Raw genomic sequence first — 25300 nt, 5'->3', positions numbered from 1 at the left:
ACCAAAACAATAATAATGACAAGATGACAGCCATTTTTTTATTATTCGATGCATAATAAATTTATATATTTGAAATCGTAATTAAGACACAAATAATTTTATATGTATAATTCTAAAATTATAGGCCTTGGGTATTATGTGCCTGAAAACGTGGTCAAAAATAATGATCTTAAGCAATGGATGGAGACCAGTGATGAATGGATTCAAGAACGAACTGGTATTAAAGAGCGTCGATGGATAGATCCAAAAACTGATGATACAACTTCATCAATGGGAGCTAAAGCTGCAACCATAGCTATTGAAAGAGCTGGTTTAACAAAAGATGATATAGATTTTATAGTATTTGCCACATTGAGCCCAGATATGTATTTCCCTGGAGGCGGTGTACGTGTGCAAGATATGCTAGACATGCCTACGATAGGTGCTTTAGATATTCGCAACCAATGTTCTGGATTTATCTATGGATTATCGGTTGCCGATCAGTTTGTTAAAACCGGAATGTATAAAAATGTATTGGTAATAGGTTCTGAAAATCACTCTGGCGGATTAGAACGTTCTACCCGTGGTCGTGGTGTTACCGTAATTTTTGGGGATGGTGCTGGTGCTGCAGTTTTAACAAGAACTGAAGAAAAAAATAAAGGTATATTATCTTCACATTTACATTCTGAAGGAAAGCATGCTAAAGAACTTTCGTTAGAAGGGCCAGCTACTGGGCGTTGGGTACCCGAAATTTTGGCAGAAAATGATCCGAATGATACATCGTACTTTCCATATATGAACGGGCAGTTTGTATTTAAACATGCTGTGGTACGTTTTTCTGAGGCAATCGTTGAAGGTTTAACTGCAAATAATCTTCAGAAAGAAGATATTGACATGTTAATTCCACATCAAGCGAATCTAAGAATTGCACAATTTATCCAACGAAAATTTCAGTTAGAAGACAGTAAAGTTTTTAACAACATTCAAAAGTATGGAAATACGACCGCTGCTTCTATTATAATTGCTTTAACTGAAGCTTGGGAAGCTGGAAAAATAAAAGATAATGACCTCGTTATTCTGGCTGCTTTTGGTAGTGGTTTTACTTGGGGCAGCGTTGTTATACGTTGGTAAAAAGAAATCTAATACTCTAACTTTGTTAAATATTCTAATTTTGACTTCCATATAGTGAGATCGTCTTCATAGGATGCAATATTTTGTCGTACACCTTTCACTAACGGATTATCATCACCTGCGTTAGAAATAAAACTGATATTATTTTCCAATTGCTGAATTTCACGAGTAACTTCATCAATTTTCTTTCTTACAAACAATTGCTCTGCTTCTAATTTTCGCACATCATTATTGACTTGGTACTGGTCAACTATCGTTTTAAATTTTAGCATGGCAATCTCTGTTTTATCCATGTCTAATTTTCCGTAAAGTTTATCTAAAACTTTGTTAAATTTCGACTCAATATGGCGCATATCATATGGCACCTGACCTAACTTTTTCCAATCATCAACATACGATTGTACTACATCTAGTGTTAATGCTTCATTTTTATCGGCCTGGCTTTTTAAATTTTCTAATAAGTCTTTCTTTTTATTAAAAACTTCTATTTGCCCTTTGTTTGCTTCATCTTGTACACCGTGCAATCTATTAAAATAATGATTACAAGCATCTTTAAAACGTTTCCAAATTTCATCAGAATATTTTTTGGGCACATGACCTATTGTTTTCCAATCTAATTGAATCTGCTTCATAACAGGAGTAGTAGTATCCCAATCTTCACTATCTTTTAAAGATTCGGCTTTATTAACAAGCTCCATTTTCTTATTTAAATTTTCTTGCTGAACTTTTTTTACGCCCTTATAAAAGGTGTTTTTTTCTCTATTGAATTCTCTAGTAGCTTCTTTAAAAGCAGCCCAAGTATGATTACTCTTAGAACGCGGTACACGACCTATCTTAAAGAACTCTTGACGCAAAGTTTCTAGAGTTCTAATCTTCTTTTGCCAATCAGAATGAGAATCGGTACTGTCTGCTTTTAATTTTTTAATATCTTCAATTACAGCAAGCTTTTTCTCTAAATTTTCAACATATTTTGATTCTAATTCTTTATGAGCTTCATGTCTTCTATCATGAATTTTTTTAGTAGCCTCACTAAATTTTTCCCACACCTCTTCTCTTTGTTCTCGAGCTACGGGACCAACATCTTCTTTCCACATGCGGTGCAACATCTGCAACTCTTTAAAAGCTTTATTTATATCTGGCTCATTAACTAAGGCTTCTGCTCTAACTATTAATTTTTGTTTTTCTTCTAGATTATGTTTAAAATCTAAATCTCTAAAATCATTACTTAAATGTAAAAGATCATAAAAACGTTCTACATGATGATGATACGTACGCCAAACATCGTTATATTTTGTGTGAGGAATTTTACCTATAGTACGCCACTGATCTTGCAATTCTCTAAATTGCTTATACATTGTTGACGGCTCGGCATTATCTATAAGCAATTTCACTTCTTCTATAAGTGCCAATCGCTTCTCTAAATTATTTTTTTGTAGTTCTTGTTGTTCTTTGTAGTATCGATCTCTTTTGACTTTATACTCGAAAAGAAGATCATTGTATCGTGATTTTAGAGGAAAATTATAATGGAAATCAATTTCATTACCACCTGCATCAATAAAAGCTTTCTTTTTTTCTTGTAAAAGCGCTCCAAACTTTTGATTAAAATTAGTTTTAATAACTTCTACTTCATTCTTTATCTGATGAACAGTATCTTTTTTTAATAACTTTTGAAATTCATTTACTAGAGATTCAAGATCAAAACTTGAATAATCTGTTTTTTTTTCTGGTTCTTTAAGCTCTTCAACATCTTGAGCCTCACCTGCATTTACCAAATCGTCTGCTTCAGGCTCTTCAGTCTTTTTCTCTGTAGTCTTTGATACTAATTCTTCACGTACTTTAGAAGTCTTTTCTTCTTGTACTTCTTCAATATTTTTATTCTCATCAATATTATCTAACATATCAAAATGTTTAAGGTTCCTCTTTTAAAACTAAAGGTCTCGAAAGATACTAATAGCTTGGCAAATCACAAAACCAAACCTATAGTATAGATGTAAAAATGGGTAAAAGGTTGCGATAAAAATTGAAGAATTAAAGAATCGCTTTTCTCACATAAAAACCTTCAGAATATTTTGAGCTATTAGCACTTTCTATAGCTCGCAACCTCAATAATGATAAAAAAGTTTCTTTGTCAAACCAATGCTTATCTAATTGACTTATATAGGAATCTATAATTAAATCTACTTTTTTGCTCGCTTCTTTTTCTGAAAGTTTTACGAAAAAATTTGGTTGACCAAAATCACCATCATATTTTGGAATTTCATATTCTAAAATAAAATGATTTCGGAAAGTATTCCAGGTAAGATCTGAAATCAATCTATGGTCTTGATGACGATCATTTCGATAATGCGTGAATATTATATCAGGATTAAAACTAGTCTTTATTGATTCAAAATATTCTTTAATTTCGAATTTAGAAGATTCTAAAAAAGCGTCTTTGTAATCTAATACTGTTATCTCTTTTTGCTGTATCTCATTTAAGAATTTTTTTGCGCATTTAATAGCTTCTTTTTTTCTGACTTCATTAGACGCAAATACCACCCATTTAATCTTATCAATCTGATATTTTTCTATCATCTTTAAGATAGCTCCTCCGCAACCAATTTCTATATCGTCACAATGCGCACCTAACAGTAGTATGTTAAGTGCTTTATTATTATCGAGGCTTAATTCTAACATTATTTTATGCTACCATTTTGATTCCAAACTTCCCATACTGCATTTCCTTTATCCATCATATCATCTAATATCATTTTATCTTTAAAAGTATCCATTGGTCTCCAAAAGCCATCAAATTTATAAGATGTTAATTTGTCTTGATCTATAAGCCTATGAAAGGGTTCTTGTACGAGCTCCTCTCCATACTCGATATAATCAAATATCTCTTTTCTAAAAATAAAATAACCTGCATTTAACCACAGAGAAGATTGTGACATTGGTTCCATTGCGGTTATCTGTCCATTCTCTAGAGCTGAAATGGTGTGAAAGCTTTCTATAGGCTTGTAGGCCATTAAACTAGCCACTTTATCTTCTTGCTCTATAAAATGATTAATCATCGATGGTAAGTGCATATCGGTAAGACCATCTGCATAATTAGCTAGAAACATTTCATCATCTTTTACAAATTCTTTGACCTTCATAAAACGTTTTCCAATATTAGAATGCAAGCCAGTATCAACAAATGTTATTTTCCAGTCTTCAATATCAGAATTTAATAATTCTAACTTTTTACCTCCTTTAGAATATACAAAATCATTCGTAATAGTTTCATTATAATTAATAAAATAATCTTTTATCACATCTGCTTTGTAGCCGAGTGCCAATATAAATTCTTTATGCCCAAAATGCGCATAATACTTCATAATTTGCCACAAAATTGGTCTATATCCAATAGTTGCCATTGGTTTTGGTACTACATCAGAAAAATCTCTTAATCTTGTTCCCTTCCCTCCACAAAATAATATTACTTTCATAATAATTAAATAATTAATTTAGTACTTCAACTCTAGGGATAGGAATAACAAATTTACAATCCCACTCATTGACATATGAAAGTTGTTGCATGATTTCCTGTTTTAAATTCCATGGTAAAATAAGAATATAATCAGGCTTTGTCTCTGCAATCATTTCAGGGTCATATATTGGTATTCTAGAACCTGGTAAATATGCATTTTGTTTGTTAGGGTTTCTATCTACGGTATAATCAATAAAATCAGTTTTTATACCACAGTAATTTAAGAGTGTATTACCTTTGCCAGGTGCGCCATAGCCCACTATGACTTTACCTTCTCTTTTTACTTCTATTAAAAATTCAAGTAATGCTCTTTTAGTTTCTTTTACTTTTTCACTAAACTCAGCATATATATTTTTAGAAGTATATCCTAAATCAATTTCTCTTTGTAAAAGATTTCTAACAGATAAATTCACTGCTTTAGTAGTATCTTTATTATGTTTTACATAAATTCTAAGTGAACCTCCATGCGTTGGGAGTTCTTCTACATCAAAAATTTCTAATTTATGATGAGAAAATATGGTATTTACGGCAGTAAAAGATAAATATGAGAAATGTTCGTGATAGATAGTATCAAACTGATTTAGTTCTATAAGATTCTGGAGATGTGGAAATTCTATAGTTATAACACCTTGATCTTTTAAGAAAATTTTCATACCCCCCACAAAATCATTAATATCAGGAACATGCGCTAAAACATTGTTTCCAATTAATAAATCTGTTTTCCCGTATTTGGCTGCTAGTTTTTTTGCTGTTTCAACTCCAAAAAAAACTTTTTCTGTTTTGATACCTTTACTTATAGCTACATCTGCAACTTTACCAGCTGGCTCTATACCGAGAACAGGAATATCCTTTTTCAAAAAGTATTGAAGTAAATATCCATCATTACTCGCCATTTCAGAAACTAAAGTATCATCATTGTAATCAAACCTTTTAATCATCATGTTTGTATAACTCTTTACATGATCTAACCAACTATCTGAATATGACGAATAATATGCATAATCATCTGAAAATATAGCTTCAGGTATTTCATAATCTATTAATTGAACTAACCAGCAGTTCTCGCATACATAAGCATGCAAAGGGTAGTTTTTCTCTGAAGAATGAAACTCTTTCTGCGTTATATGTTTTTGGCATAACGGAGTAGAACCAAGATCAACAAACGAAGTTCTCAGCTCAGATGAACAAAATCTGCAGTGCAGATTTTTCTCGATTTTCTGATTCATAGGGATTTAATTGGGCGTGTAAATTTAACATTTATATTATATTCTCCAAATTCTCCAAGCTTCTTCTGCTTGTAATTCTAACATTCGTAACCCATTAACTATAGTAGCTCCTTTTGCCTCTCCTTTTTCTAAAAATGTTGATTTAGATGGGTTATAAATTAAATCAAACAACAAATGCTTTTCTGTTAAAAACTCAAAATCTATAGCAGGATATTTAGTAACATCTGGAAAAGTACCTAAAGGCGTGCAATTAATAATAATATGATAATCTTCTAATCGTTTCTTCGATAAACTTCCATACGAAAGTATATCTGTTTCTTTAGGGTTTCGAGAAACGAATTTCGAGTAAACACCTAATTTATCAAGTGTAAACTTAATTGCTTTTGAAGCTCCTCCTGTTCCTAAAATAAGTGCTTTTTGATGATGCTTTTTAAGAAAAGGTTTTAATGAGTTTTCGAAACCATACGCATCTGTATTATATCCTTTTAGCTTTCTATTTGGCAATACCTTAATCGTATTTACAGCTCCAATTTTTTGCGCGTCACTGTCAATTTTATCTAAAAATTGCAGTACTTCTTCTTTATAAGGTATGGTTATATTTAAGCCTTTGAGGCTTTCATTGTTATAAATTAGTAACGGGAATTCCTCAATTGAATCTATATCAAAATTAACATATTCATATTCAGTTATATTCAATTTCTTAAACTTATCAGAAAAATACTGTCTTGAAAAAGAATAAGAAATATTTTTACCTACTAATCCAAATTTAAACACGTCTTCCCGTTTTTCCTGCATAGCGATCTATCCATAAAATGATTCCTATTCCAAGTATGACAAACAAAACTGCATACCAATTTTGTATTATACTCATATCTGGTATATAACGTTTATAATTTTCTAAAATTTGATTCCCTTGTAAATCTAACAAAAATGATCCATCGATATCGGTTTTAAAAATCTTTTTCTTCCAAGGCCATACAATACCCAAAGAACCCGAAATAAACCCAATAATAACTGCTGTAACAATTTGATGATAACGTTTTAACACATATCCTAAAATTTGTGAAGTCACTACTAAACCAAAAGCCGATCCCGCTCCAAAAGAAGCTATAATTTTAAGATATCGAATACGTTCATCATTATCAAGAAAAGAAAAGTCTCCTGAAAACACATCTGTGATGGTTCGATATAACATATTCACCGCATCTACTAAGAGTAATACATAGTTTCCTAAAAGGATTAGAATAAAAGAACCTGACAATCCTGGTACGGTCATACCCGAGACACCGATAATTCCGCAAAGAAAAACAAACCATAAATTATCATTTTCTTTTGCAGGACTCATAAAACTTATTGCAATACCAATCGCTGCACCAATAAAAATTGCGATAATATTTTTTGATCGCCAATCATTAAACCCTTTAGCTATATAAAAAATGGATCCTATGATCATCCCAAAAAATACCGACCATACGAATAGTTCATAATTATGAATAAGATAATCTAACAGTAACGATACGCTAAAATAACTGAAGACACTACCTGCGAAAAGAATAACTAAAAATCGTCCGTTAACATATCTAAAAAAACTCTTAAACCTTCCATTAAATAGCAACTTAAAGGCTTTAGCGTTTACTTTCTGAAACGAATAAATCATTTCTTCATAAAATCCTGCAACAAAGGCTACCATCCCTCCTGAAACACCTGGTACTTTATTTGCTGCGCCCATCATTACTCCTTTAAGAAAGAGTACTATAGCATCAATAAGGGTACGTGTTTTTTCTGGCATTTTTAGATGGGCTTTTTTACGGCTAATTTTTCTAATAATAATATTGTAACAAACCCAACAATCATTAAAATAATAGCAAGTGACAATTGATGCTCACCTTCATAATTAAAAGGCGATACACTTTTATCTTTTAATATTTTTAACTTACCATTTATGATTTCAGATTCTAAGACTGTTTTCCAAGGCCATATTTTATTAAGTGATCCCGCTACAAAACCTGTTAAAACAGCTAAAGTGAGTTTTTCATACTTGGTAAACAACCATTTTAGTAGTCTTGAAAACGAAAGTAATCCTACTATAGCACCAGTCGCCAAAAGTAAAATCGTTTTAAAATCTTTATCTTCAATAGCATCAAGAGCTGGTTTATAGGCTCCTAACAATAACAATATAAATCCACCCGAAATACCTGGTAATATCATAGCACAAATGGCAAGTGCTCCAGATAAAAACAAAAATATTGAAGATGAATTGCCAGAAACAAGTGGTGGCAGCGTAGTAATATAGTACGCTGCTACCGCACCAATTATCAAAGCTGAAATTGTCGCTAAATTCCAACCTTTTATTTGTTTAGCGATATAGATAACACTGGCTAAAACCAATCCAAAAAAGAAAGACCAAATAAGTATGGGCTCATTTTCTATCAACCAATTTACTACTTTTGATAAAGACACTATGCTTACCCCAATACCGAGCAATAGTGCTAAAAGAAAATTACCATTTATAGATTGCCATGCTTCTTTAAAGCCTTTTTCTTTAAAAATTGCAAACGTCTTAAAATTAATCTTATTAATCGATTCTATAAGCTCTTGGTATATACCAGAAATAAATGCGATAGTTCCTCCTGACACTCCCGGCACGACATCTGCTGCCCCCATAGCTAAGCCCTTTAGGGAAATGATAAAATAATTTAAAAAAGTACGATTCATTAACGATTTGAATTAGCCCACCAAATATAATTAATATAGTTGGCTCACCATATCAAAAAATGTGTATTAAAATTTAATCTTAGGATATTACTTATTGAAAGTTGAAATGAGTTCTTTTACCTCTACTTTATCAAAAACTGTAGGATATAACTCTTTTATAATTTGATGATATTCAAAGTCTAAATTTAAGGCGTTCTTTAAGAATTTCAATCCGTTTTTATCATCTAAAGTATGAAAATACATTCCGCTTAAACGATATTCAATTTCAGCAAAATCTTTATAAAAATTTTTCCCTTTTTTCGAAGCTTCTAAAGCATCGTGAAATTCTCCTAAATAAAATAAAATATCTATTAATGCTACAAAAACATCTAACCTATAATCTTCTAAATCAATACATTTCTGAAATGCTTTAGCGGCTTCTTCAAATAAATTAAGCTTGAGATTGATCTCTCCAAAATTTGCCCAATATAATGGATTTTCATTATCAATTTGCAAAGCTTTATTCGAAAAATATAAAGCCTTATGATAATTTTTCTGTTTTATATATAAATTTGTCAAAGCTAACCACCCTTTATCTAATAACGGATCTTCTTTAACCGTAAGATTATAGTATTTTAATGCTTGTTTTTTATCTGATATTTTTTCATAACACATACCCAAACGTAGATAGATAAACGGAGTTCCATCTTCTAACTCTATTGATACTAAATAATTAGCAATAGCTTCTTCATACCGCTTTAGTTCTTCTAAAGTTTTGGCTTTTTCAACATAAGCTCCTATAAATTGATCGTCTATGACAATAGAATAATCAAAGGCTTTTAATGCTTCTTTATACTCTTCTAAGATATAATGTTGACGTCCTAATTGATGCCAAGCAATTTCACAATAGGGTTCTTTATCTATATAATCTTGCAAATAATCGACTGCTTCATGATGCTTTCCTTCCATATCATAACAATAGATAATGTTATATAGTGATGAATAATCATCGAACTCAACATCTAAACATTTCGCAAAATTCAATCTAGCCGTTTCATAATCATCAAGATAAAGATATTCCATACCAATCATAGATATGATATCTACCTCGTCTTCAGCAAACAACAAAGCTTTATTAAGCGCTTGTATGGCTTCTTTATGCATGTCTTTTTTTGAGAAAATTGTAGCTTTATGGAGATGAATCTGATCGTTAGAAGGCTCAATTTCTTCAAGTTTATTAAGCATTGAATAAGCCTTATCAAATTTCTCTTCAAAAATATACACCTCTACTAAAGCTAACTTTAAAATAATTGATGTTGGATGCTGTTTCATACCCAGATCAATAGCTTTTTTTGCCAATGATATTTTACCAGAATTTAAATAGTGATTAATGATCTCTTCAAACTCAATAGAATCAAAAAAATAAACACTATTAGTTTTTAGCATTGATTCGAATTTGATAAGAGGTAAGTTGTTGTTAGCGTCAGGAAATTGAAACATATAATGTAGCTCTGGGTTACCTAATAAAAGTACCATAAGACCTATTTTGTTTAACCTTGTTCTTGAAATGTTTTTAACAAATTAATTAACACCAGACTCTACTCTTATTTTTCAAAAAATAGTTTACTTTTGTATTCCAAACAAGGTTTGGATAGCAACATGGCTCAAAAAACATTACTCAACGCGAAAGATATTCATATCATTCTTCATCGTTTAGCCAATCAGTTGTTAGAGAATCATTTAGACTTTTCGAATACTGTACTTCTCGGGTTACAACCAAGAGGTGTATTTTTAGCCAATAGACTTAGTAAAATTTTAAAAGAAGACTATCAAATTAAAGATTTGAAACAAGGGCAATTGGATATTACTTTTTTTAGAGATGATTTTAGACGTAGAGAAGAGCCCTTAGAAGCAAGTTCAACTAAAATAGATTTTGCTATCGAAGATAAGAAAGTGGTTCTGATAGACGATGTTTTGTATTCAGGGAGAAGTATTCGATCGGCTTTAACAGCTATTCAATCTTTTGGGAGGCCTATTTCAATAGAGTTATTAGTACTAATTGATCGGCGATTTAGCAGACATTTACCAATTCAACCTAACTATAGAGGCAGACAAGTTGATGTAATTAATTCTGAGAAAGTCAAAGTTTCTTGGAAAGAGAATGATACGAAAGATGCCGTATATATTATTAACACAAATTAAATGAAGCAGTTAAGTGTAGCACATTTATTAGGAATTAAATATCTTAACAAAAAAGATATTGACTTAATTTTTGAAACTGCCGATCATTTTAAAGAAGTTATTAATCGTCCTATTAAAAAAGTACCTTCTTTGCGTGATATAACGATCGCTAATCTTTTTTTTGAAAATAGCACCCGTACAAAATTATCATTTGAACTCGCTGAAAAACGCCTATCAGCAGATGTTATAAATTTTTCTGCGAGTCAATCATCTGTAAAAAAAGGGGAAACTTTAATTGATACGGTAAACAATATTCTTTCTATGAAAGTAGATATTGTGGTGATGAGACACCCAAATGTTGGAGCTGGGGTTTTTCTTTCTAAACACATAGATGCAAAAATTATCAATGCTGGTGATGGTGCTCATGAACACCCAACGCAGGCACTACTTGACACGTATTCTATTAAAGAAGAACTAGGTTCTGTAAAAGGAAAAAAAGTAGTGATTGTAGGAGACATTTTACATTCTAGAGTTGCATTATCGAATATCTATGCATTACAATTACAAGGTGCAGAAGTTATGGTTTGTGGGCCTACTACTTTAATACCAAAGTATATTTCTACGTTAGGAGTAAAAGTCGAGCACAATCTAAAAAAAGCCTTAGAATGGTGTGATGTAGCTAACATGTTACGTGTGCAAAATGAACGAATGGATATTAAATATTTTCCTTCTACTAGAGAATATGCACAGTTATTCGGAATCAATAAAGAATTACTAGACAAGCTTGGCAAGAAAATTGTAATAATGCATCCAGGACCTATTAACAGAGGTGTTGAAATTACAAGTGATGTAGCAGATTCTGATCAATCTATAATTTTAAATCAAGTTGAAAATGGTGTCGCCATACGTATGGCAGTTATTTATTTATTGGCTCAACAAATTAAACGATAATACTATAATGGAACTGAAAAAAAATGATACGGAAATTCTTATAAAGCCTTCTGGAAAATCGGTTTCAGATTTTTTTTCTGATTTTAAAAAAAAATATATTACTTTTAGCAACAATAATATTATTATAGACTTTTCTGATTTAAAAGGGGTAAATACAGAAAATATCTTATTATTTTTGCAACATTCAAAAACGCATAAAGACAATGGTATGTCTTTTGTAGTAGTTGTTAATGGAATTAATACAGATATCTTACCAGAAGAAATTATCGTAGTTCCAACAATCACAGAAGCAAAAGATATAATAGAAATGGAAAAAATTGAGCGAGATTTAGGTTTTTAATTAAAATTGCGTATGATAAAAAAACTACTTTTTATACTTATTGTTACATTCTCTTTTACAGCTTTTGCTCAGCAAAACGCTGAGAATGAAATTGCTAGAGATACTACTTTAGTGATAAGAGATATTGTGGCATCACCAAACCCTTTTAGTGTTACAACAAAAATTAAATTTTATGCTGACGCTATTTTCAAAATAGAATTTTCGGTAAAAGATTTGATTGGCAATACAGTACATATTCAAAAGTACAACACTAAAAAAGGAGTAAATTACATTCCGTTCTACAGAGATAAGCTAGATTCAGGAATTTATATTTATTCTATTAAAACAAGTAATGAAATAATTTCTAAACGTATTGTTATAAAATAAGTGAGCTTCGCATTAACCATATTAGGTTGCCACTCGGCTACGCCAAGAACTTTTGCGCATCCTACGGCACAGTATTTAGAAATTAATAATCGTTCTTTTTTAATAGACTGTGGTGAAGGAACTCAAGTACAACTTAGAAAATACAAAGTCAAATTTTCTAAGATTGATAATATTTTTATTTCTCATTTACATGGAGATCATTTTTTTGGGCTCATAGGTCTTATTTCAACATTTGGTTTATTGAAAAGGCAAAATGATTTACATGTTTATGGACCTAAAGGGTTACAAGAAATTATAGAGTTACAGTTAAAAATTTCGAATTCGTACTTACAGTTTGACTTAGTATTTCATGAACTTACTTCTGAGAATAGTACAATGATTTACGAAGATGATAAAGTAGAAATTCACACAATACCCTTAAAGCATCGCGTTTACACAAATGGGTTTTTATTTAAAGAAAAATCTAAAGAACGAAAATTAAATATAGAGGCAATTAAAGAAAATTCTGAAATAGAAATTTGTGATTATCAGAATCTTAAAAATGGCAAAGATTTTATTACCGAAGATGGTACTATCATAAAAAATCGTGAGCTTACTTTTAATCCGCCTAAGCCTAAAAGTTATGCATATTGTAGCGACACCATGTATAAACCTGACATTATTTCTATAATTAAAGGTGTCGATTTGCTTTATCATGAGTCAACATTCTTAAAAGATAAAGAACAACTAACCGAACCAACCAAACACTCAACAGCCGAACAAGCTGGTTTAATTGCAAAACAAGCGAAAGTTGGCGAATTGATACTTGGGCATTATTCTAGCAGATATGATGACCTTTCTTTATTTAAAGAAGAAGCTGAAACCGTTTTTCATAATGTATCTCTAGCTAAAGAAGGAAAAGTATTTACGGTTGAAAGTGAAGTAAGTAAAGAGCTCCTTATCGCTCATCAAAATTAGTATTGCTCGCTACTTAATAGTACCAAAGTACAAGCTACTTCAGCAAGAATGTTATTTGCTTGTAACAATTTGACAAACTCAAAATTTTCTGTCCCGGGATTAAAAATTACCCTTCTAGGTTTCAAAGAAATGATGTAATCGTAATAATCAACCTGTCTTTTTGAGTTTATATAAAGAGTCACGGTATCTATATTTTTAAAATCTTTCTTTTCGGTCTCAATTTTCACACTTGCTACTTCTCCGCTCCTCAAGCCTACTGCAACTACTTCATTTTTACTAGCTATCAATCTTTTAATCGCCATATTAGAATATCGCTCTGTTTTAAGCGATGCCCCAATTACAAGTGTCTTTTTACTCATTCTGTTAAAGTAGTGTTAATCATCTGTTAAATACTGTTACAAATATATGTAATAGAGCGTCAATTATATGTCATAAAAATGATAATACAACTCAAAATGAAATAATTCAAACAAAATTTAGAAAACAAATGAGAAAATTTATTCATGCACTTTTTTTATTGATAAGTATTGCTGTGACTGCTCAAATGCCAGCAAATAAACTTCCAAAAAAAGGTAGTATTTCAGGTAAAGTTGTAGATGCCAATACACAAGAAGCAATTCCCTATGCAACTGTGGTTATTAAAGATATGACGGGTGCAACAGTTACAGGTGGCGTATCTGATGACAATGGGATATTTACTGTCAGTAAGATTCCTGAAGGAAAGAACATGGTCGAAATTCAATTTATAGGATATAATACCTATAAACAAGAAATAAATTTGACTGGTAAAAACTTAAAACAAAATCTCGGAACCGTAAAACTTAGTGAAAGTGCTGCTGCTTTAGATGAAGTAACCGTCGTTGCAGAAACATCTACAATTACTCAAAAAGTAGATCGAAAGGTAATCAACGTAGGCAAAGATTTAACTTCAGCTGGCACCACTGCTTCTGAACTTTTAAACAACGTACCTTCAGTAAATGTTGATTCACAAACAGGTAACATAAGCTTACGTGGAAACGAAAATGTACGAGTACTTGTTGACGGAAAGCCAACCAATATTAGCGCGGCTCAGTTACTACAACAAATACCTTCTACATCTATTAAAAGTGTAGAATTAATTACAAATCCTTCTGCAAAATATAACCCAGAAGGTATGTCGGGTATTATAAATATTGTGTTACATAAAAATGCAAATCAAGGTTTTAATGGCTCATTAAATACAGGTGTTACTGCTGGTCATTATGTACGTTACAATGCATCAACAAATATGAACTATAAAACTGGAAAAGTAAATTTCTTTGGTAATTATGGATATAACGGAGGTGAACGTTACAATTTTGGTTTTGTAGAACGGCCATCGGTAAATCGTCAAAATTTTATTTTTGCAAATGATAATCAATCTCACTTATTTAAAGTTGGTGCAGATATTTATATAAACGATAAGAACACTTTATCTTTTTATACCACTCAAAATTGGTTTGATAGTGATGGAATCGGTAGTGTAAAAATTAGGCAAATTGACGAATTGGTAAGCGATGCTAGGAATTTACAAGATCAAGAAAATCAAACAAGTGCTTACAATGTAAATTATAAGTTAGATTTTGAAAAAGAAGGACATAATATCGAATTTGAAGCCACGTATTCTGAATCTGATGCTCCCGAAGATGCTTCAAACAGTGATGCAGAAGTTGATATCATCGATTTCGATTATCGATTACTTAACTTTTTCAATCTTATAGAAAATGATAGAGAAAATGTATTGTTAAATTTAGATTATACGAATCCCGTTTCTGAAAAAGGCAAATTAGAATTAGGGTTAGAGTACAGAACAAACAATACTGAAAATGACAATCAAACTAATCAAGAACGTTACACATTTAATGATCTTAATGAAATTATAGGCACAGAAAGAATTGGAAACTCATCATTTGATTATGATCGAAATATCTATTCTGCCTATGTAAATTATGGACATAAATTTGGGAAGGTAACTATGCAATTAGGTGCACGTTTTGAGCAATATGAAATTGAGGGTACTTTCAGGCAAGAAAACCAACAGAATGAGGTTGTAACCGATGAGATTTTTAGTGTATATCCTTCAGCATTCTTTACGTATAATCCAAGCGAGAAGAATCAGTTTCAACTAAGCTACAGTAGGAGAGTTGACAGACCTTCTATTCAGCAAGTAAATCCTATTCGAGAATGGAGTACTCCTCTAATTACCTCTATTGGAAATCCTGAATTAGTACCACAATTCACAAACTCAATAGAACTAAATTATACACGTAAAATTAAACCAGGATCATTAACATTTGGCACTTTCTATAGAAAAATAAATGACGCTATATCAAGGGTGACATACAAAGATCCAGCAGATGCGTCAGACGTTAGACAGATTTTATCGTTTACAAATTTTAATAATACTGATGCATATGGTATAGAGTTTTCTGCAAATTTGAAATTAGCAAAATGGTGGCGAGCCAATGCAAGTATGGATTTTTACTCTCAAAAACAATTTGGTACCGCAGATCTTTCTATCGAAAATGCTCAGCAAAGAGAAGTAACTAATGAAGTTTTTAATGCACGTATTAGTAATAGTTTTACAGCTACAAAAAATTTAAGATTACAATTATTTGCCATGTATAGAGGCCCACAAGAAGATATTCAATGGAAGGTGGATGATATGTGGATGATTACTATTGGGGCAAATTACAAAGTGCTTAAAGGAAAAGGCGATATCACATTTAGAGTAAATGATATATTTCAAGGCATGAATTTTACATTTAATTCTACAAATCCGTTTGTTCAAAATGGGAGATTTCAATGGGAAAGCAGAACTACATTCTTAGGTTTTAACTATCGTTTTGGTGGTGGTAAAAACAAAGCAAAAAGAAGAAGAAACCGCGACAGCAACGAAAAGCAAAATTCGGGGTTCCTTTAGAAAACAGTTTTTCAATTTTGGTTAATTGATCCCCTTAGTAATATTATTTTACTTGGGGGATTTTTTTACAATATCCTTAATAATTTCTTAATATTTAACCCTTAAAATTTGTAGTGAGGACATTTTTTTATGATATTGCGAGCTAGAAAAACACTAACTCCAATATAAATTATGAATAAAAAACTTCTCTCATTACTATTTTTAGTAATTCCCTACGTAACTTTTGCTCAAGAGAAGGGATTAGATCAACGAATTGATGAAGCTTTTCAACCTATATCAGATTTTTTCAGTAAAGTAATATTCTTTCCTGTATGGAAAGACCCTGAAATACCATTTGTTTTAGTTTTATTAGTAGGTAGTGCCGCTTTTTTTACATTATATTTTAAATTCCCTAACATTCGCCATTTCTTTACGGCAATTAATGTTGTTAGAGGTAAATACGATGAAGTAGATCATGCTATTACCGAACCTGCATATGGAGATGTTACACCTGGTGGTGATTCAATAGAAACCATTCGTGATGAAAGTAAAGAAGGAGAGGTATCTCACTTTCAGGCATTAGCCACTGCAGTATCAGGAACTGTTGGTAATGGTAATATCGCTGGTGTAGCCTTAGCAATTGCCCTAGGTGGACCTGGAGCCACATTTTGGATGATCGTTTGTGGTCTTTTAGGTATGTCAACAAAATTTGTAGAATGTACCTTAGGTGTACAATATCGTGATGTTGGTGAAGATGGTACTGTGTATGGTGGCCCCATGTATTATATCAGTAAAGGACTTAAAGAAAGAGGATTCGCAACCTTAGGTAAAATTGCAGCTGTGTTATTTGCAATTTTCTGTATAGGAGGTTCTTTTGGGGGCGGAAATGCTGCACAATCAAACCAAGCAACTATTGTTTTAAAAGAACTTCTAGGTTTAGAAAGTGCTATGGCTGGAACAATTATTGGGCTGGTAATTGCCGTTCTAGTTGGTATCATTATCATTGGTGGTATTAAGCGTATTGCTTCTGTAACAGAAAAAGTAGTGCCATTTATGGCTGTACTATACCTAATTGCTTGTTTATACATAATAATATCGAATTTCGGGTTAGTTGATGATGCTCTTGGATTAATTTTTAGAGAGGCCTTTAACCCAAGAGCTATTGGCGTTGGTGGTCTAATTGGTGTATTATTAGTAGGTTTTAAAAGAGCGGCTTTCTCAAATGAGGCTGGTGCTGGTTCTGCTTCTATTGCACACTCTGCAGTAAAAACAAAATATTCTGCTTCTGAAGGATTAGTTGCTTTATTAGAGCCGTTTATTGATACTGTTGTTATCTGTACAATGACAGCTTTAGTAATTATCATTTTTAATTTTGGAGGTGGCGATGGTGCTATTTTTCAATATGGAGGTGACGGTTCTGGTGCTGTTCTAATCGATGGAGTATCATATGAAGGCGCAGGAATTACCTCGAAAGCGTTCGCACAATATATTCCATATTCAAATGTATTTTTAACGATAGCTGTGTTCTTATTTGCCGTTTCTACGATGATCTCTTGGTCTTATTACGGACTACAGTCTTGGAAATTTTTATTCGGTCGTGGTAAAACCGCTGACTTAGTTTATAAACTATTATTTTTAACCTTTATAGTAATAGGTGCCGCAGCAAGTATGGGGTCTATCTGGGCCTTTTCAGATGCAATGATCTTTGCTATGGTATTCCCAAATATGGTAGGTTTATATTTCTTATTCCCAGTTGTTAAAAAACAATTAACTAGATACCTATCGGCAATTCGAGGAGAAAAAGAATAATCTAACTCAATTAATAATGATGAAACCCTATTTCTGGTACAATAAGCGCCAACGAAATGGGGTTTTGTTTTTAGCAATACTCATAATTACTTTACAGCTAATTATCTTCTTTGTTGATTTTTCTTCAAAAGAAATTACAAATCTCAATACTTTAGAAATTACAAAACTTCAACAAGAAATAGATTCTTTGAAACAAGTTGAGATTGAAGCAAGAAAGCCTAAAATATATCCTTTTAACCCGAGTTTTATCACCGATTTTAAAGGATACCAACTTGGTATGTCACCTATAGAAATTGATAGACTTTTAGCGCATCGCGCAAAAGGAAAGTATATTAATTCTGTAAAAGAATTTCAGCAAGTAACAGGAATTTCTGATAGTTTATTAAATAAGATTTCTCCATATTTTAAGTTTCCAGATTGGGTTGTTAAAAAGAATCAAAGAAAAAACTATAGCGCCGTTTCGAATAAACTTAAAAAATCTAAGCATGCTAAAGACATTAGTATCAAAGATATTAACACTGCCACAACCGACGAATTAAAAACTATCAATGGCATTGGCGACCGTCTATCACAACGTATTGTTAACTATAGAAATAAGCTAGGTGGTTTTCTAATCAATGAACAATTATATGAAGTTTATTATTTAGACAAAGAAGTTGCTAACAAAGTTCTAGAACGGTTTCAAGTACTTCAAAAACCTGAAATCAAAAAGGTTAATGTTAATGAAGCTACCTTTAAAGAAGTATTAGCACTCCCTTATATTGATTACGAACTCACTAAGAAAATTTTTGAATATCGAGATGAAGTTGCTGAACTACAATCACTAGAAGAATTAAAACAAATAGACGGATTCCCACTAGACAAATTTGACAGAATAGCCTTATATTTACAAGCTAAATAAATCCACTTTAATGAGTTTATATTTTACTGAAGAACACGAATCATTTAGGCAAAGTTTTAAAGATTTTTTGCAAAAAGAAGTCGTTCCACATATTGAAAAATGGGAAGAAACAGGTACTATCGAACGTTTTATCTGGGAAAAGTTTGGCGAAATGGGCTATTTCGGTTTAAATACTCCTGAAGAATATGGTGGTTTAGGTTTAGATCTTTTCTATACCGTTATCTTTTTAGAAGAACTTCAAAAAATAAATTCTGGCGGATTTGCAGCTGCAATGTGGGCACACGCTTATCTAGCTATGACGCATTTAAATAAAGAAGGTGACGATCGTATTAAAAAGGCATATCTCACACCTAGCGTTGATGGTGAAAAAATAGGATGCCTATGCGTAACAGAACCTTTTGGCGGATCTGATGTTGCCGGAATGCGCACTACAGCCATAAAAAATGGCGATCATTATATATTAAACGGATCAAAAACATTTATCACAAATGGTGTTTACGCAGATTATATGGTAGTTGCCGCCAAGACGAATGTAGAACTAGGAAATAAAGGTATCAGTATTTTTGTAATCGATAGTAATTTGCCAGGTGTTTCAGCTACAAAACTCGATAAATTGGGATGGCGAGCTTCTGATACTGCAGAGATTGCTTTCGATAATGTAAAAGTGCCTGCTGAAAATTTGATGGGGGAAGAAGGAAAAGGTTTTCCTTACATTATGCAGCATTTTGCTCTAGAACGTTTGGTGATGGGTGTGAATGCACATGCACGATCTGAATATGCTTTAGAATATGTTTTACAATATATGGGTGAACGTGAAGCTTTTGGTAGAACCATTGATAAATTTCAAGCATTACGTCATAAAATCGCTGATATGGTAAGTGAAGTTGAAGTGTGTAAAACATTTAATTACACCGTTGCAAAGCGCCTAAATGATGGAGAATATGTTGTAAAGGAAGCAACCATGTCTAAATTAGTTTCTACAAAGGTTGCTGATGAAGTTGCTAATGGATGTTTGCAAATGTTGGGCGGTTATGGATATATGGAAGAATATCCGATGGCTCGTTTATTACGTGATAGCCGCTTAGGTCCTATAGGTGGTGGTACCTCTGAGATTTTGAGAGAAATTATTGCTAAAATGGTCATCGATAAGAAAAGTTATAAACCAGCTACATAAAATTATGAGTGTTCCTGTATCGCAAAATCTACTAATTTATACACCAAAGCCTTCTGATAGTGTAGGTGCTATTTTTGCTGATTCGGGCATTGCTGCTGGTTTTCCTTCACCAGCTGATGATTTTAAAGAACGTCGTATTTCTTTAGATGAAGAGCTTATTAAAAATAAAACTGCTACTTTTTTCGCACGTGTCTCTGGGCAATCTATGATTGGTGCAGGTTTAGATGATAATGATTTGCTGGTAATTGACAGAAGCTTAGAACCTCGACATAATAAAATTGCAGTATGTATTTTAGATGGTGAGTTTACTGTAAAACGATTACTTATAGAAGGTAAACAACTGTGGTTACAACCCGAAAACTCAAACTATAAACCCATAAAAATCACTGAAGAAAGCGATTTTATGATTTGGGGTATTGTGACCAATGTGATTAAAAAAGTGTAGAAAACCTGTAAATACGGTAATTAACTTTCTTCAAAAAATACGAACTTCGTTATCGTGCGCTAAAATGAATTAAAACTCTTCTTAGCTTAACGTTCTTTACAAGATAAACGCCACCCCCTAAGTCAGCTCTTTAATTTTTGTCTTTGTACTCATACAATTTTATCGACAAAAGAATGTGAACAAAAAAGCAAACAGAGCTCATAAAACAAACAAATCTTTTTTAACTTGTGAAGTTGAATTTACAATGGTATGATAAAAGAAAACATTGATATAGAAAACATTGATGGACAGCTATTTGAAAGAAAAATAGTTGAGTCAGACAACTCTAAACCAGCTTCTTTTACTCATTATTTGCACAATTACAAAAACGGTGTTTCCCAGTATTACAGAAAAGATGCTCTTTCTTATGTGAAAGAAATCCTATCAAAAGAATATCCAGAAAATCAAATAACAAATAAAGTTGCAGAAGAGGCACTTCAATATTTGATTTTTGACATTAATAAATCCGTTCCCTTTCCAGCACCTGAAAAACCAATGTTTAAATTCATTGATTTATTCGCTGGAATTGGAGGGTTTCGATTAGCTCTTCAAAACCTTAAAGGAAAATGTGTTTTTACAAGCGAATGGGATAAATATTCAAAACAAACTTACAAAGCAAATTTTGGCGAAATTCCTTTTGGCGACATTACCAAGTCAAAAACGAAAAACTATATACCAGATAATTTCGATGTGCTATGTGCAGGTTTTCCTTGCCAAGCTTTTTCAATTGCTGGCAGACGTTGCGGATTTGAGGACACTCGTGGAACACTTTTTTTTGATGTTGCAGAAATTATAAAGAAAAAACAACCAAAAGCCATTTTTCTCGAAAATGTAAAAGGATTACGCAATCATGATAGAGGAAAAACTTTAAAAACAATTTTAAATGTTCTGCGAGAAGATTTGAATTATTACGTTCCTGAACCTCAGATTTTAAATGCTAAAGAATTTGGAGTTCCTCAAAACAGAGAAAGAATTTTCATCGTAGGATTTAGAAAGGATTTAAGAATAACAGATTTCAAATATCCTCTACCAACAGATAAAAATACTGTTTTGGATGACATTTTAGAGGAAAACGAGGTTTCGGTAAAATATTATTTATCGACAACATACGTGCAAACTTTAAAAAACCACAGAGCAAGACATGAAAGCAAAGGAAATGGGTTTGGTTACGAAATTATACCAAATGACGGAACTGCAAATGCGGTTGTTTGTGGAGGAATGGGAAGAGAGCGAAATTTAGTTTTAGACAACAGATTGACAAACTTTAAACCAGTCACAAATATTTCGGGCGAAGTAAATCGTGAGGGAATTAGAAAAATGACACCACGAGAATGGGCAAGACTTCAAGGGTTTCCCGATAATTTCAAAATAATAGTATCAGACGCACAAGCTTATAAACAATTTGGAAATTCAGTTGCAGTTCCAGCTATTCAAGCCACAGCGGAAAAAATAATTGAAAAATTGCAAATCAAATAATGGCATTATTACAAGATTTAGACATAGTAAAAGGATCATCAACTCTTGCAGGTGGAATATTTGAAAAACTATTTCCGTCTTTTATGGAAGTTGAATACGAAAGACCAAGCGAGTATATTTCAAAATATTGGGAGGCATATTTATTACAAAGAGATGTTCTTCTCAACAACGAACAACAGAAAAGAGGTGTTAACGGAAAGATTTTTGAAATCATCATTGCGACCTTGCTAATTCGCGAAAAGATTTATCCAATTTATATGAATGCCAAAGTTGCATTTGTGCCAAACATTAACTATGATCTTTTACTCTATTCAACTGATAGAGGTCCAATTTGTTTAAGTGCAAAAACATCTTTTAGAGAAAGATACAAACAAGCAGATTTAGAAGCAATTGCGATGAAATATGTCCATCGTAGGTCTAAATGTTATTTAATAACATTGTCGGAAGATGATGCAAGTATGGTAAATGCCAAACAGAAAATTGGCGACGTAATAGGATTGGATAGCGCAGTTTGCGCCACAAGTACTGATTTTGACAATGTGATTGAGGAAGTAAAAGAATTGAATTTAGTTGAATCACCAAAGATTAAGGTAATTACAACAAAACAAGTTGTAACTGAAGACAAAATTAAAGCAATATTTCCCAACGCATAGAATCAACAACATAATAAATCGAATACCTGCTTAGACATTAGCAAAGGATTTATTATATTTATAAGGTAGTTCAACCGAAATGATAATTACTTCTTTCTGTCCTTTTTGCTATATACAAAGTCGATAACGAAACTAATCTTAAGATTAAGAATTATTATTCTTATTATCTTCTTCTTTTAATTTATTCCAGATTTTAATAGCATCCTCTTTAGTAAGCCCGTCTTTTACCTCAACATGAATACCATCGCTAACACCTAAAGAAATATCTCTTCTATTAAACTCATCACCATTTTTAACTTCTACATACGGCAACTTAGTTTCCTTATCAAACTGTACTAAAGCTTCTTTAATCGCCAATACACTATCTGCTTTTGCTAAAATAATCGATGCATTTGCGCTTAAACCTACACGTACAAAAGTAGTATCTAGTTTTTTTAATGTTCCTTTAATTTCAAACTGTATCGCACCATTTTCTAACACACCTTTCGGAGCGATATAATCTAAAACAGCTTCAAATTTTATATCTTTTAAAGCACCAACAACAATCTCAATAGGCAATCCTTCTTTTACTTTCCCTACATCAGATTCATCAATCTTACCTTCAAAAATAAGTTTGTTTACATCAGCCAAAGAAGCAATCGTAGTACCTTCATTAAAATTATTAGCTTCTATTACCTGGTTACCCACCTCTACAGGCACATCTAGTACCATACCTGCTACTGTAGCTTTAATTAGGGTATTTGCAGCGCTCCCCAAGCCTCGTGTTGAACCCGTACGTACAATATCGTAATTTCTATTTGCCGCTCTATAATCTTGTTGTGCTTGCTTATAAGTTACATCTGCTCTTTCTAAATCTTGTCTAGAAATTACTCCTTTATCAAAAAGTGCTTTCTGGCGATCATAATTGCGCTTTTGGTCATCTAAGGCAATTTTTGTTGTCTCAATCTGATTTTTAGCATTGTTTAAAGAATTAAGATTCGGGATTATTTTGATCTTAGCGAGTAAGTCGCCTTCCTTAACCATATCCCCTCCTTTTACATATACTTCCTGAATAACTCCTGATATGTTCGGCTTGATTAAAACTTCTTCTAATGGTAATATACTTCCTGTGGCAACAGTTTTATTAACAATAGTCTTTGTCTCTGGTTGTTCAGTTTTATACACTACAGGATCTTCCTGATTTTTTTGATATAGATAATACATTGCCGCTGCAAAAGTGACTACGATAGCTATTAATATAAAAATGGTTACTGACTTTTTCATATATAATATGTTTCTGGTTTAAATTTAATCTGTTCTTAATGCTTCAATGGGTCTTATTCTTACTGCGTTTTGAGCCGGTATAAATCCTGCCAAGAGCCCCGAAACAATCAATATAGTTAAGGCTATAGATACAACACCAATATTTACACTCGGGTTTGCAAACATATCTACAGGTCCGTTGCTATCTAATAGATAATTGATAAGATATATTAGTAAAGAAGCGAATACAATACCTGCCATGCCTGAAATAATAGTTAAAAACACAGATTCAGTCAAAATCTGACTTCTTATATTCCATGGTGAGGCCCCTAAGGATCTTCGAATACCAATTTCTTTTGTACGTTCTTTTACCACAATAAGCATAATGTTACTAACACCAATAATACCCGCTAATAACACCAAGGTTCCGACAAAATATGCCATTATTCTTATTGCTGCGAATAAATTTTGTACGCGGCTATATTCTTCATATAAATCGAAATGCCCTACAGCTCGTTCATCGTCTGGGTGTATGCTGTGATTCTCTTTAACGATGTTGAATATACTTTCTTTAATAGCCGTAATCGGTGTATTGTCTTCTGCAGTAATTGCCATCCAGCCTACTCTATCACCTCTATTAAAAGCTTGCGAGAAAGAAGTAAAGGGTACATATACTTGTTTCTGACCTTCTTCACCATCACCACCACTACTTTTCTTTTTATAAATACCAATCACCATAAAATTCACACCTTGAATCTTAATGTAGCTTCCAAGCACTTCTTCTTCTTTATCATATAACTCATTGTGTACTCCTTCGCCAATAACAGCTACTTTTCTTCTTTTATTGATATCGTTATAATTGATAAACCTTCCCTTACTGATATCCATGGGCTCTTGTTTAATGATTTCAGGGTAATCACCATATACATCATAAGCACCTGTTTTAGTGCCTCTCACTACATTGTTAGCACCATTAAAACCACCCAATTGATTGCGCGGAGAAACGAATCTCAAATTTGACACATTACGTTTTATATCTTCAACATCAGAAAGTCTATGACTAAATCTTCTATCTTTAGGCATACCTTTATAGGCTTTTGTTGCCGTGCGAGTCCACATAAACATCGTATTTGTGGCTACATCTCCGAATTCCATATTCACTCCATTTTCAAAGCCTTTACCAGCTGCTAACAAAATAAGTAATATGAAAATTCCCCAGAATACACCAAAAGCGGTCAATACTGTTCTAAACCAGTTACCTGATAGCACTTCTAATATTTCTTTCCAACGATCTCTGCTAAACAT

Annotated in this window: 24 protein-coding genes; 13 read left to right on the top strand and 11 right to left on the bottom strand. The window is 32.3% G+C overall.

Annotated elements, in window-relative coordinates:
- Positions 1-102 precede the first annotated feature (102 nt).
- Positions 103-1110 carry a 3-oxoacyl-ACP synthase III family protein gene (locus AC1EUY_RS09010; protein WP_480195194.1) on the top strand — a complete coding sequence of 336 codons (1008 nt, stop codon included), beginning with the start codon at positions 103-105 and terminating at the stop codon, positions 1108-1110.
- An 8-nt stretch (positions 1111-1118) separates the two neighbouring features.
- Here AC1EUY_RS09010 and AC1EUY_RS09005 read toward each other — a convergent pair whose 3' ends face one another.
- The 8 genes from AC1EUY_RS09005 to AC1EUY_RS08970 form a co-directional block, all read right to left on the bottom strand.
- Positions 1119-3008 (bottom strand): DUF349 domain-containing protein, encoded by a 1890-nt coding sequence (locus tag AC1EUY_RS09005; RefSeq protein WP_480195193.1) that lies wholly within the window; start codon positions 3006-3008, stop codon positions 1119-1121.
- Between the two features lie 130 nt (positions 3009-3138).
- A complete protein-coding gene (locus AC1EUY_RS09000; protein ID WP_480195192.1) occupies positions 3139-3786 on the bottom strand; it encodes a PIG-L deacetylase family protein in 648 nt (215 codons plus the stop codon).
- Complete coding sequence (locus AC1EUY_RS08995) at positions 3786-4580, bottom strand: sugar phosphate nucleotidyltransferase (RefSeq protein WP_480195191.1); 795 nt, start codon at positions 4578-4580, stop codon at positions 3786-3788. Before AC1EUY_RS08995 ends, AC1EUY_RS09000 begins: the two co-directional genes overlap by 1 nt.
- A gap of 13 nt (positions 4581-4593) precedes the next feature.
- Entirely contained in the window at positions 4594-5847 is a 1254-nt protein-coding gene (locus tag AC1EUY_RS08990) for a methyltransferase domain-containing protein (RefSeq protein ID WP_480195190.1), read from the bottom strand.
- Between the two features lie 36 nt (positions 5848-5883).
- Positions 5884-6642 (bottom strand): shikimate dehydrogenase family protein, encoded by a 759-nt coding sequence (locus tag AC1EUY_RS08985; RefSeq protein WP_480195189.1) that lies wholly within the window; start codon positions 6640-6642, stop codon positions 5884-5886.
- Positions 6614-7636, bottom strand: coding sequence for a DUF368 domain-containing protein (locus AC1EUY_RS08980; protein WP_480195188.1), 1023 nt, complete (start codon positions 7634-7636; stop codon positions 6614-6616). The genes AC1EUY_RS08985 and AC1EUY_RS08980 overlap by 29 nt, the downstream gene beginning before the upstream one ends.
- A gap of 2 nt (positions 7637-7638) precedes the next feature.
- Entirely contained in the window at positions 7639-8562 is a 924-nt protein-coding gene (locus tag AC1EUY_RS08975; protein ID WP_480195187.1) for a polyprenyl-phosphate transporter, read from the bottom strand.
- Between the two features lie 87 nt (positions 8563-8649).
- Positions 8650-10077: a tetratricopeptide repeat protein gene (locus AC1EUY_RS08970; protein ID WP_480195186.1), complete on the bottom strand. Its 1428-nt coding sequence runs from the start codon at positions 10075-10077 to the stop codon at positions 8650-8652.
- Between the two features lie 123 nt (positions 10078-10200).
- On the opposite strand from AC1EUY_RS08970, the gene pyrR reads away from it, so the two are divergent.
- The 5 genes from pyrR to AC1EUY_RS08945 are packed head-to-tail and all read left to right on the top strand — an operon-like array spanning position 10201 to position 13336.
- Positions 10201-10743, top strand: coding sequence for a bifunctional pyr operon transcriptional regulator/uracil phosphoribosyltransferase PyrR (gene pyrR / locus AC1EUY_RS08965; protein ID WP_480195211.1), 543 nt, complete (start codon positions 10201-10203; stop codon positions 10741-10743).
- Positions 10744-11673, top strand: coding sequence for an aspartate carbamoyltransferase catalytic subunit (locus AC1EUY_RS08960; RefSeq protein WP_480195185.1), 930 nt, complete (start codon positions 10744-10746; stop codon positions 11671-11673). It abuts the gene before it with no gap.
- Between the two features lie 7 nt (positions 11674-11680).
- Complete coding sequence (locus tag AC1EUY_RS08955; RefSeq protein WP_480195184.1) at positions 11681-12013, top strand: ribonuclease Z; 333 nt, start codon at positions 11681-11683, stop codon at positions 12011-12013.
- A 12-nt stretch (positions 12014-12025) separates the two neighbouring features.
- Complete coding sequence (locus tag AC1EUY_RS08950) at positions 12026-12379, top strand: T9SS type A sorting domain-containing protein (protein WP_480195183.1); 354 nt, start codon at positions 12026-12028, stop codon at positions 12377-12379.
- On the top strand, positions 12380-13336 hold the full coding sequence (locus AC1EUY_RS08945) for a ribonuclease Z (protein WP_480195182.1): 957 nt from the start codon (positions 12380-12382) through the stop codon (positions 13334-13336).
- On the opposite strand, the gene AC1EUY_RS08940 is transcribed toward AC1EUY_RS08945, so the two are convergent.
- Positions 13333-13695, bottom strand: a complete 363-nt coding sequence (locus tag AC1EUY_RS08940) for a CoA-binding protein (RefSeq protein WP_480195181.1) — start codon at positions 13693-13695, stop codon at positions 13333-13335. The genes AC1EUY_RS08945 and AC1EUY_RS08940 overlap by 4 nt on opposite strands.
- Before the next feature lie 128 nt (positions 13696-13823).
- Here AC1EUY_RS08940 and AC1EUY_RS08935 point away from each other — a divergent pair, with 128 nt between their 5' ends.
- From AC1EUY_RS08935 to AC1EUY_RS08905, 7 genes are all read left to right on the top strand, one after another.
- Positions 13824-16277, top strand: a complete 2454-nt coding sequence (locus AC1EUY_RS08935) for a TonB-dependent receptor (RefSeq protein ID WP_480195180.1) — start codon at positions 13824-13826, stop codon at positions 16275-16277.
- A 171-nt stretch (positions 16278-16448) separates the two neighbouring features.
- Positions 16449-18065, top strand: coding sequence for an alanine/glycine:cation symporter family protein (locus tag AC1EUY_RS08930; protein ID WP_480195179.1), 1617 nt, complete (start codon positions 16449-16451; stop codon positions 18063-18065).
- 16 nt (positions 18066-18081) lie between these two features.
- Positions 18082-18966, top strand: coding sequence for a ComEA family DNA-binding protein (locus AC1EUY_RS08925; RefSeq protein WP_480195178.1), 885 nt, complete (start codon positions 18082-18084; stop codon positions 18964-18966).
- A 10-nt stretch (positions 18967-18976) separates the two neighbouring features.
- A complete protein-coding gene (locus AC1EUY_RS08920; RefSeq protein ID WP_480195177.1) occupies positions 18977-20140 on the top strand; it encodes an acyl-CoA dehydrogenase family protein in 1164 nt (387 codons plus the stop codon).
- Between the two features lie 4 nt (positions 20141-20144).
- Entirely contained in the window at positions 20145-20585 is a 441-nt protein-coding gene (locus AC1EUY_RS08915; protein ID WP_480195176.1) for a LexA family protein, read from the top strand.
- Between the two features lie 249 nt (positions 20586-20834).
- Complete coding sequence (locus tag AC1EUY_RS08910) at positions 20835-22100, top strand: DNA cytosine methyltransferase (protein ID WP_480195175.1); 1266 nt, start codon at positions 20835-20837, stop codon at positions 22098-22100.
- The gene (locus AC1EUY_RS08905; RefSeq protein ID WP_480195174.1) at positions 22100-22753 is read left to right on the top strand and encodes a PDDEXK family nuclease; all 654 of its coding nucleotides are present in this window, start codon (positions 22100-22102) and stop codon (positions 22751-22753) included. The genes AC1EUY_RS08910 and AC1EUY_RS08905 overlap by 1 nt, the downstream gene beginning before the upstream one ends.
- Before the next feature lie 144 nt (positions 22754-22897).
- Here the strand turns inward: AC1EUY_RS08905 and AC1EUY_RS08900 are convergent, their stop codons facing one another.
- Both AC1EUY_RS08900 and AC1EUY_RS08895 read right to left on the bottom strand, forming a co-directional pair.
- Complete coding sequence (locus AC1EUY_RS08900; protein WP_480195173.1) at positions 22898-24016, bottom strand: efflux RND transporter periplasmic adaptor subunit; 1119 nt, start codon at positions 24014-24016, stop codon at positions 22898-22900.
- Positions 24017-24040: 24 nt separating this feature from the next.
- Entirely contained in the window at positions 24041-25300 is a 1260-nt protein-coding gene (locus AC1EUY_RS08895) for an ABC transporter permease (RefSeq protein ID WP_480195172.1), read from the bottom strand.

This window comes from Maritimimonas sp. 2210JD6-3 (assembly GCF_056591795.1).
Note: the sequence above shows the minus strand (reverse complement) of the source record. Positions and strands in the feature narration are given on the sequence as shown.

Excerpts from the sequence above, each read along its gene's own strand:
- AC1EUY_RS08940 (WP_480195181.1), bottom strand. The coding sequence starts at position 13,695 with ATGAGTAAAAAGACACTTGTAATTGGGGCATCGCTTAAAACAGAGCGA.
- AC1EUY_RS08920 (WP_480195177.1), top strand. The coding sequence starts at position 18,977 with ATGAGTTTATATTTTACTGAAGAACACGAATCATTTAGGCAAAGTTTT.
- AC1EUY_RS09000 (WP_480195192.1), bottom strand. The coding sequence starts at position 3,786 with ATGTTAGAATTAAGCCTCGATAATAATAAAGCACTTAACATACTACTG.
- AC1EUY_RS08960 (WP_480195185.1), top strand. The coding sequence starts at position 10,744 with ATGAAGCAGTTAAGTGTAGCACATTTATTAGGAATTAAATATCTTAAC.
- AC1EUY_RS08900 (WP_480195173.1), bottom strand. The coding sequence starts at position 24,016 with ATGAAAAAGTCAGTAACCATTTTTATATTAATAGCTATCGTAGTCACT.
- AC1EUY_RS08990 (WP_480195190.1), bottom strand. The coding sequence starts at position 5,847 with ATGAATCAGAAAATCGAGAAAAATCTGCACTGCAGATTTTGTTCATCT.
- AC1EUY_RS08955 (WP_480195184.1), top strand. The coding sequence starts at position 11,681 with ATGGAACTGAAAAAAAATGATACGGAAATTCTTATAAAGCCTTCTGGA.
- pyrR (WP_480195211.1), top strand. The coding sequence starts at position 10,201 with ATGGCTCAAAAAACATTACTCAACGCGAAAGATATTCATATCATTCTT.
- AC1EUY_RS09005 (WP_480195193.1), bottom strand. The coding sequence starts at position 3,008 with ATGTTAGATAATATTGATGAGAATAAAAATATTGAAGAAGTACAAGAA.
- AC1EUY_RS08915 (WP_480195176.1), top strand. The coding sequence starts at position 20,145 with ATGAGTGTTCCTGTATCGCAAAATCTACTAATTTATACACCAAAGCCT.
- AC1EUY_RS08985 (WP_480195189.1), bottom strand. The coding sequence starts at position 6,642 with ATGCAGGAAAAACGGGAAGACGTGTTTAAATTTGGATTAGTAGGTAAA.
- AC1EUY_RS08980 (WP_480195188.1), bottom strand. The coding sequence starts at position 7,636 with ATGCCAGAAAAAACACGTACCCTTATTGATGCTATAGTACTCTTTCTT.
- AC1EUY_RS08995 (WP_480195191.1), bottom strand. The coding sequence starts at position 4,580 with ATGAAAGTAATATTATTTTGTGGAGGGAAGGGAACAAGATTAAGAGAT.
- AC1EUY_RS08975 (WP_480195187.1), bottom strand. The coding sequence starts at position 8,562 with ATGAATCGTACTTTTTTAAATTATTTTATCATTTCCCTAAAGGGCTTA.
- AC1EUY_RS08970 (WP_480195186.1), bottom strand. The coding sequence starts at position 10,077 with ATGGTACTTTTATTAGGTAACCCAGAGCTACATTATATGTTTCAATTT.
- AC1EUY_RS08935 (WP_480195180.1), top strand. The coding sequence starts at position 13,824 with ATGAGAAAATTTATTCATGCACTTTTTTTATTGATAAGTATTGCTGTG.
- AC1EUY_RS09010 (WP_480195194.1), top strand. The coding sequence starts at position 103 with ATGTATAATTCTAAAATTATAGGCCTTGGGTATTATGTGCCTGAAAAC.
- AC1EUY_RS08950 (WP_480195183.1), top strand. The coding sequence starts at position 12,026 with ATGATAAAAAAACTACTTTTTATACTTATTGTTACATTCTCTTTTACA.
- AC1EUY_RS08925 (WP_480195178.1), top strand. The coding sequence starts at position 18,082 with ATGATGAAACCCTATTTCTGGTACAATAAGCGCCAACGAAATGGGGTT.
- AC1EUY_RS08930 (WP_480195179.1), top strand. The coding sequence starts at position 16,449 with ATGAATAAAAAACTTCTCTCATTACTATTTTTAGTAATTCCCTACGTA.
- AC1EUY_RS08905 (WP_480195174.1), top strand. The coding sequence starts at position 22,100 with ATGGCATTATTACAAGATTTAGACATAGTAAAAGGATCATCAACTCTT.
- AC1EUY_RS08910 (WP_480195175.1), top strand. The coding sequence starts at position 20,835 with ATGATAAAAGAAAACATTGATATAGAAAACATTGATGGACAGCTATTT.
- AC1EUY_RS08895 (WP_480195172.1), bottom strand. The coding sequence starts at position 25,300 with ATGTTTAGCAGAGATCGTTGGAAAGAAATATTAGAAGTGCTATCAGGT.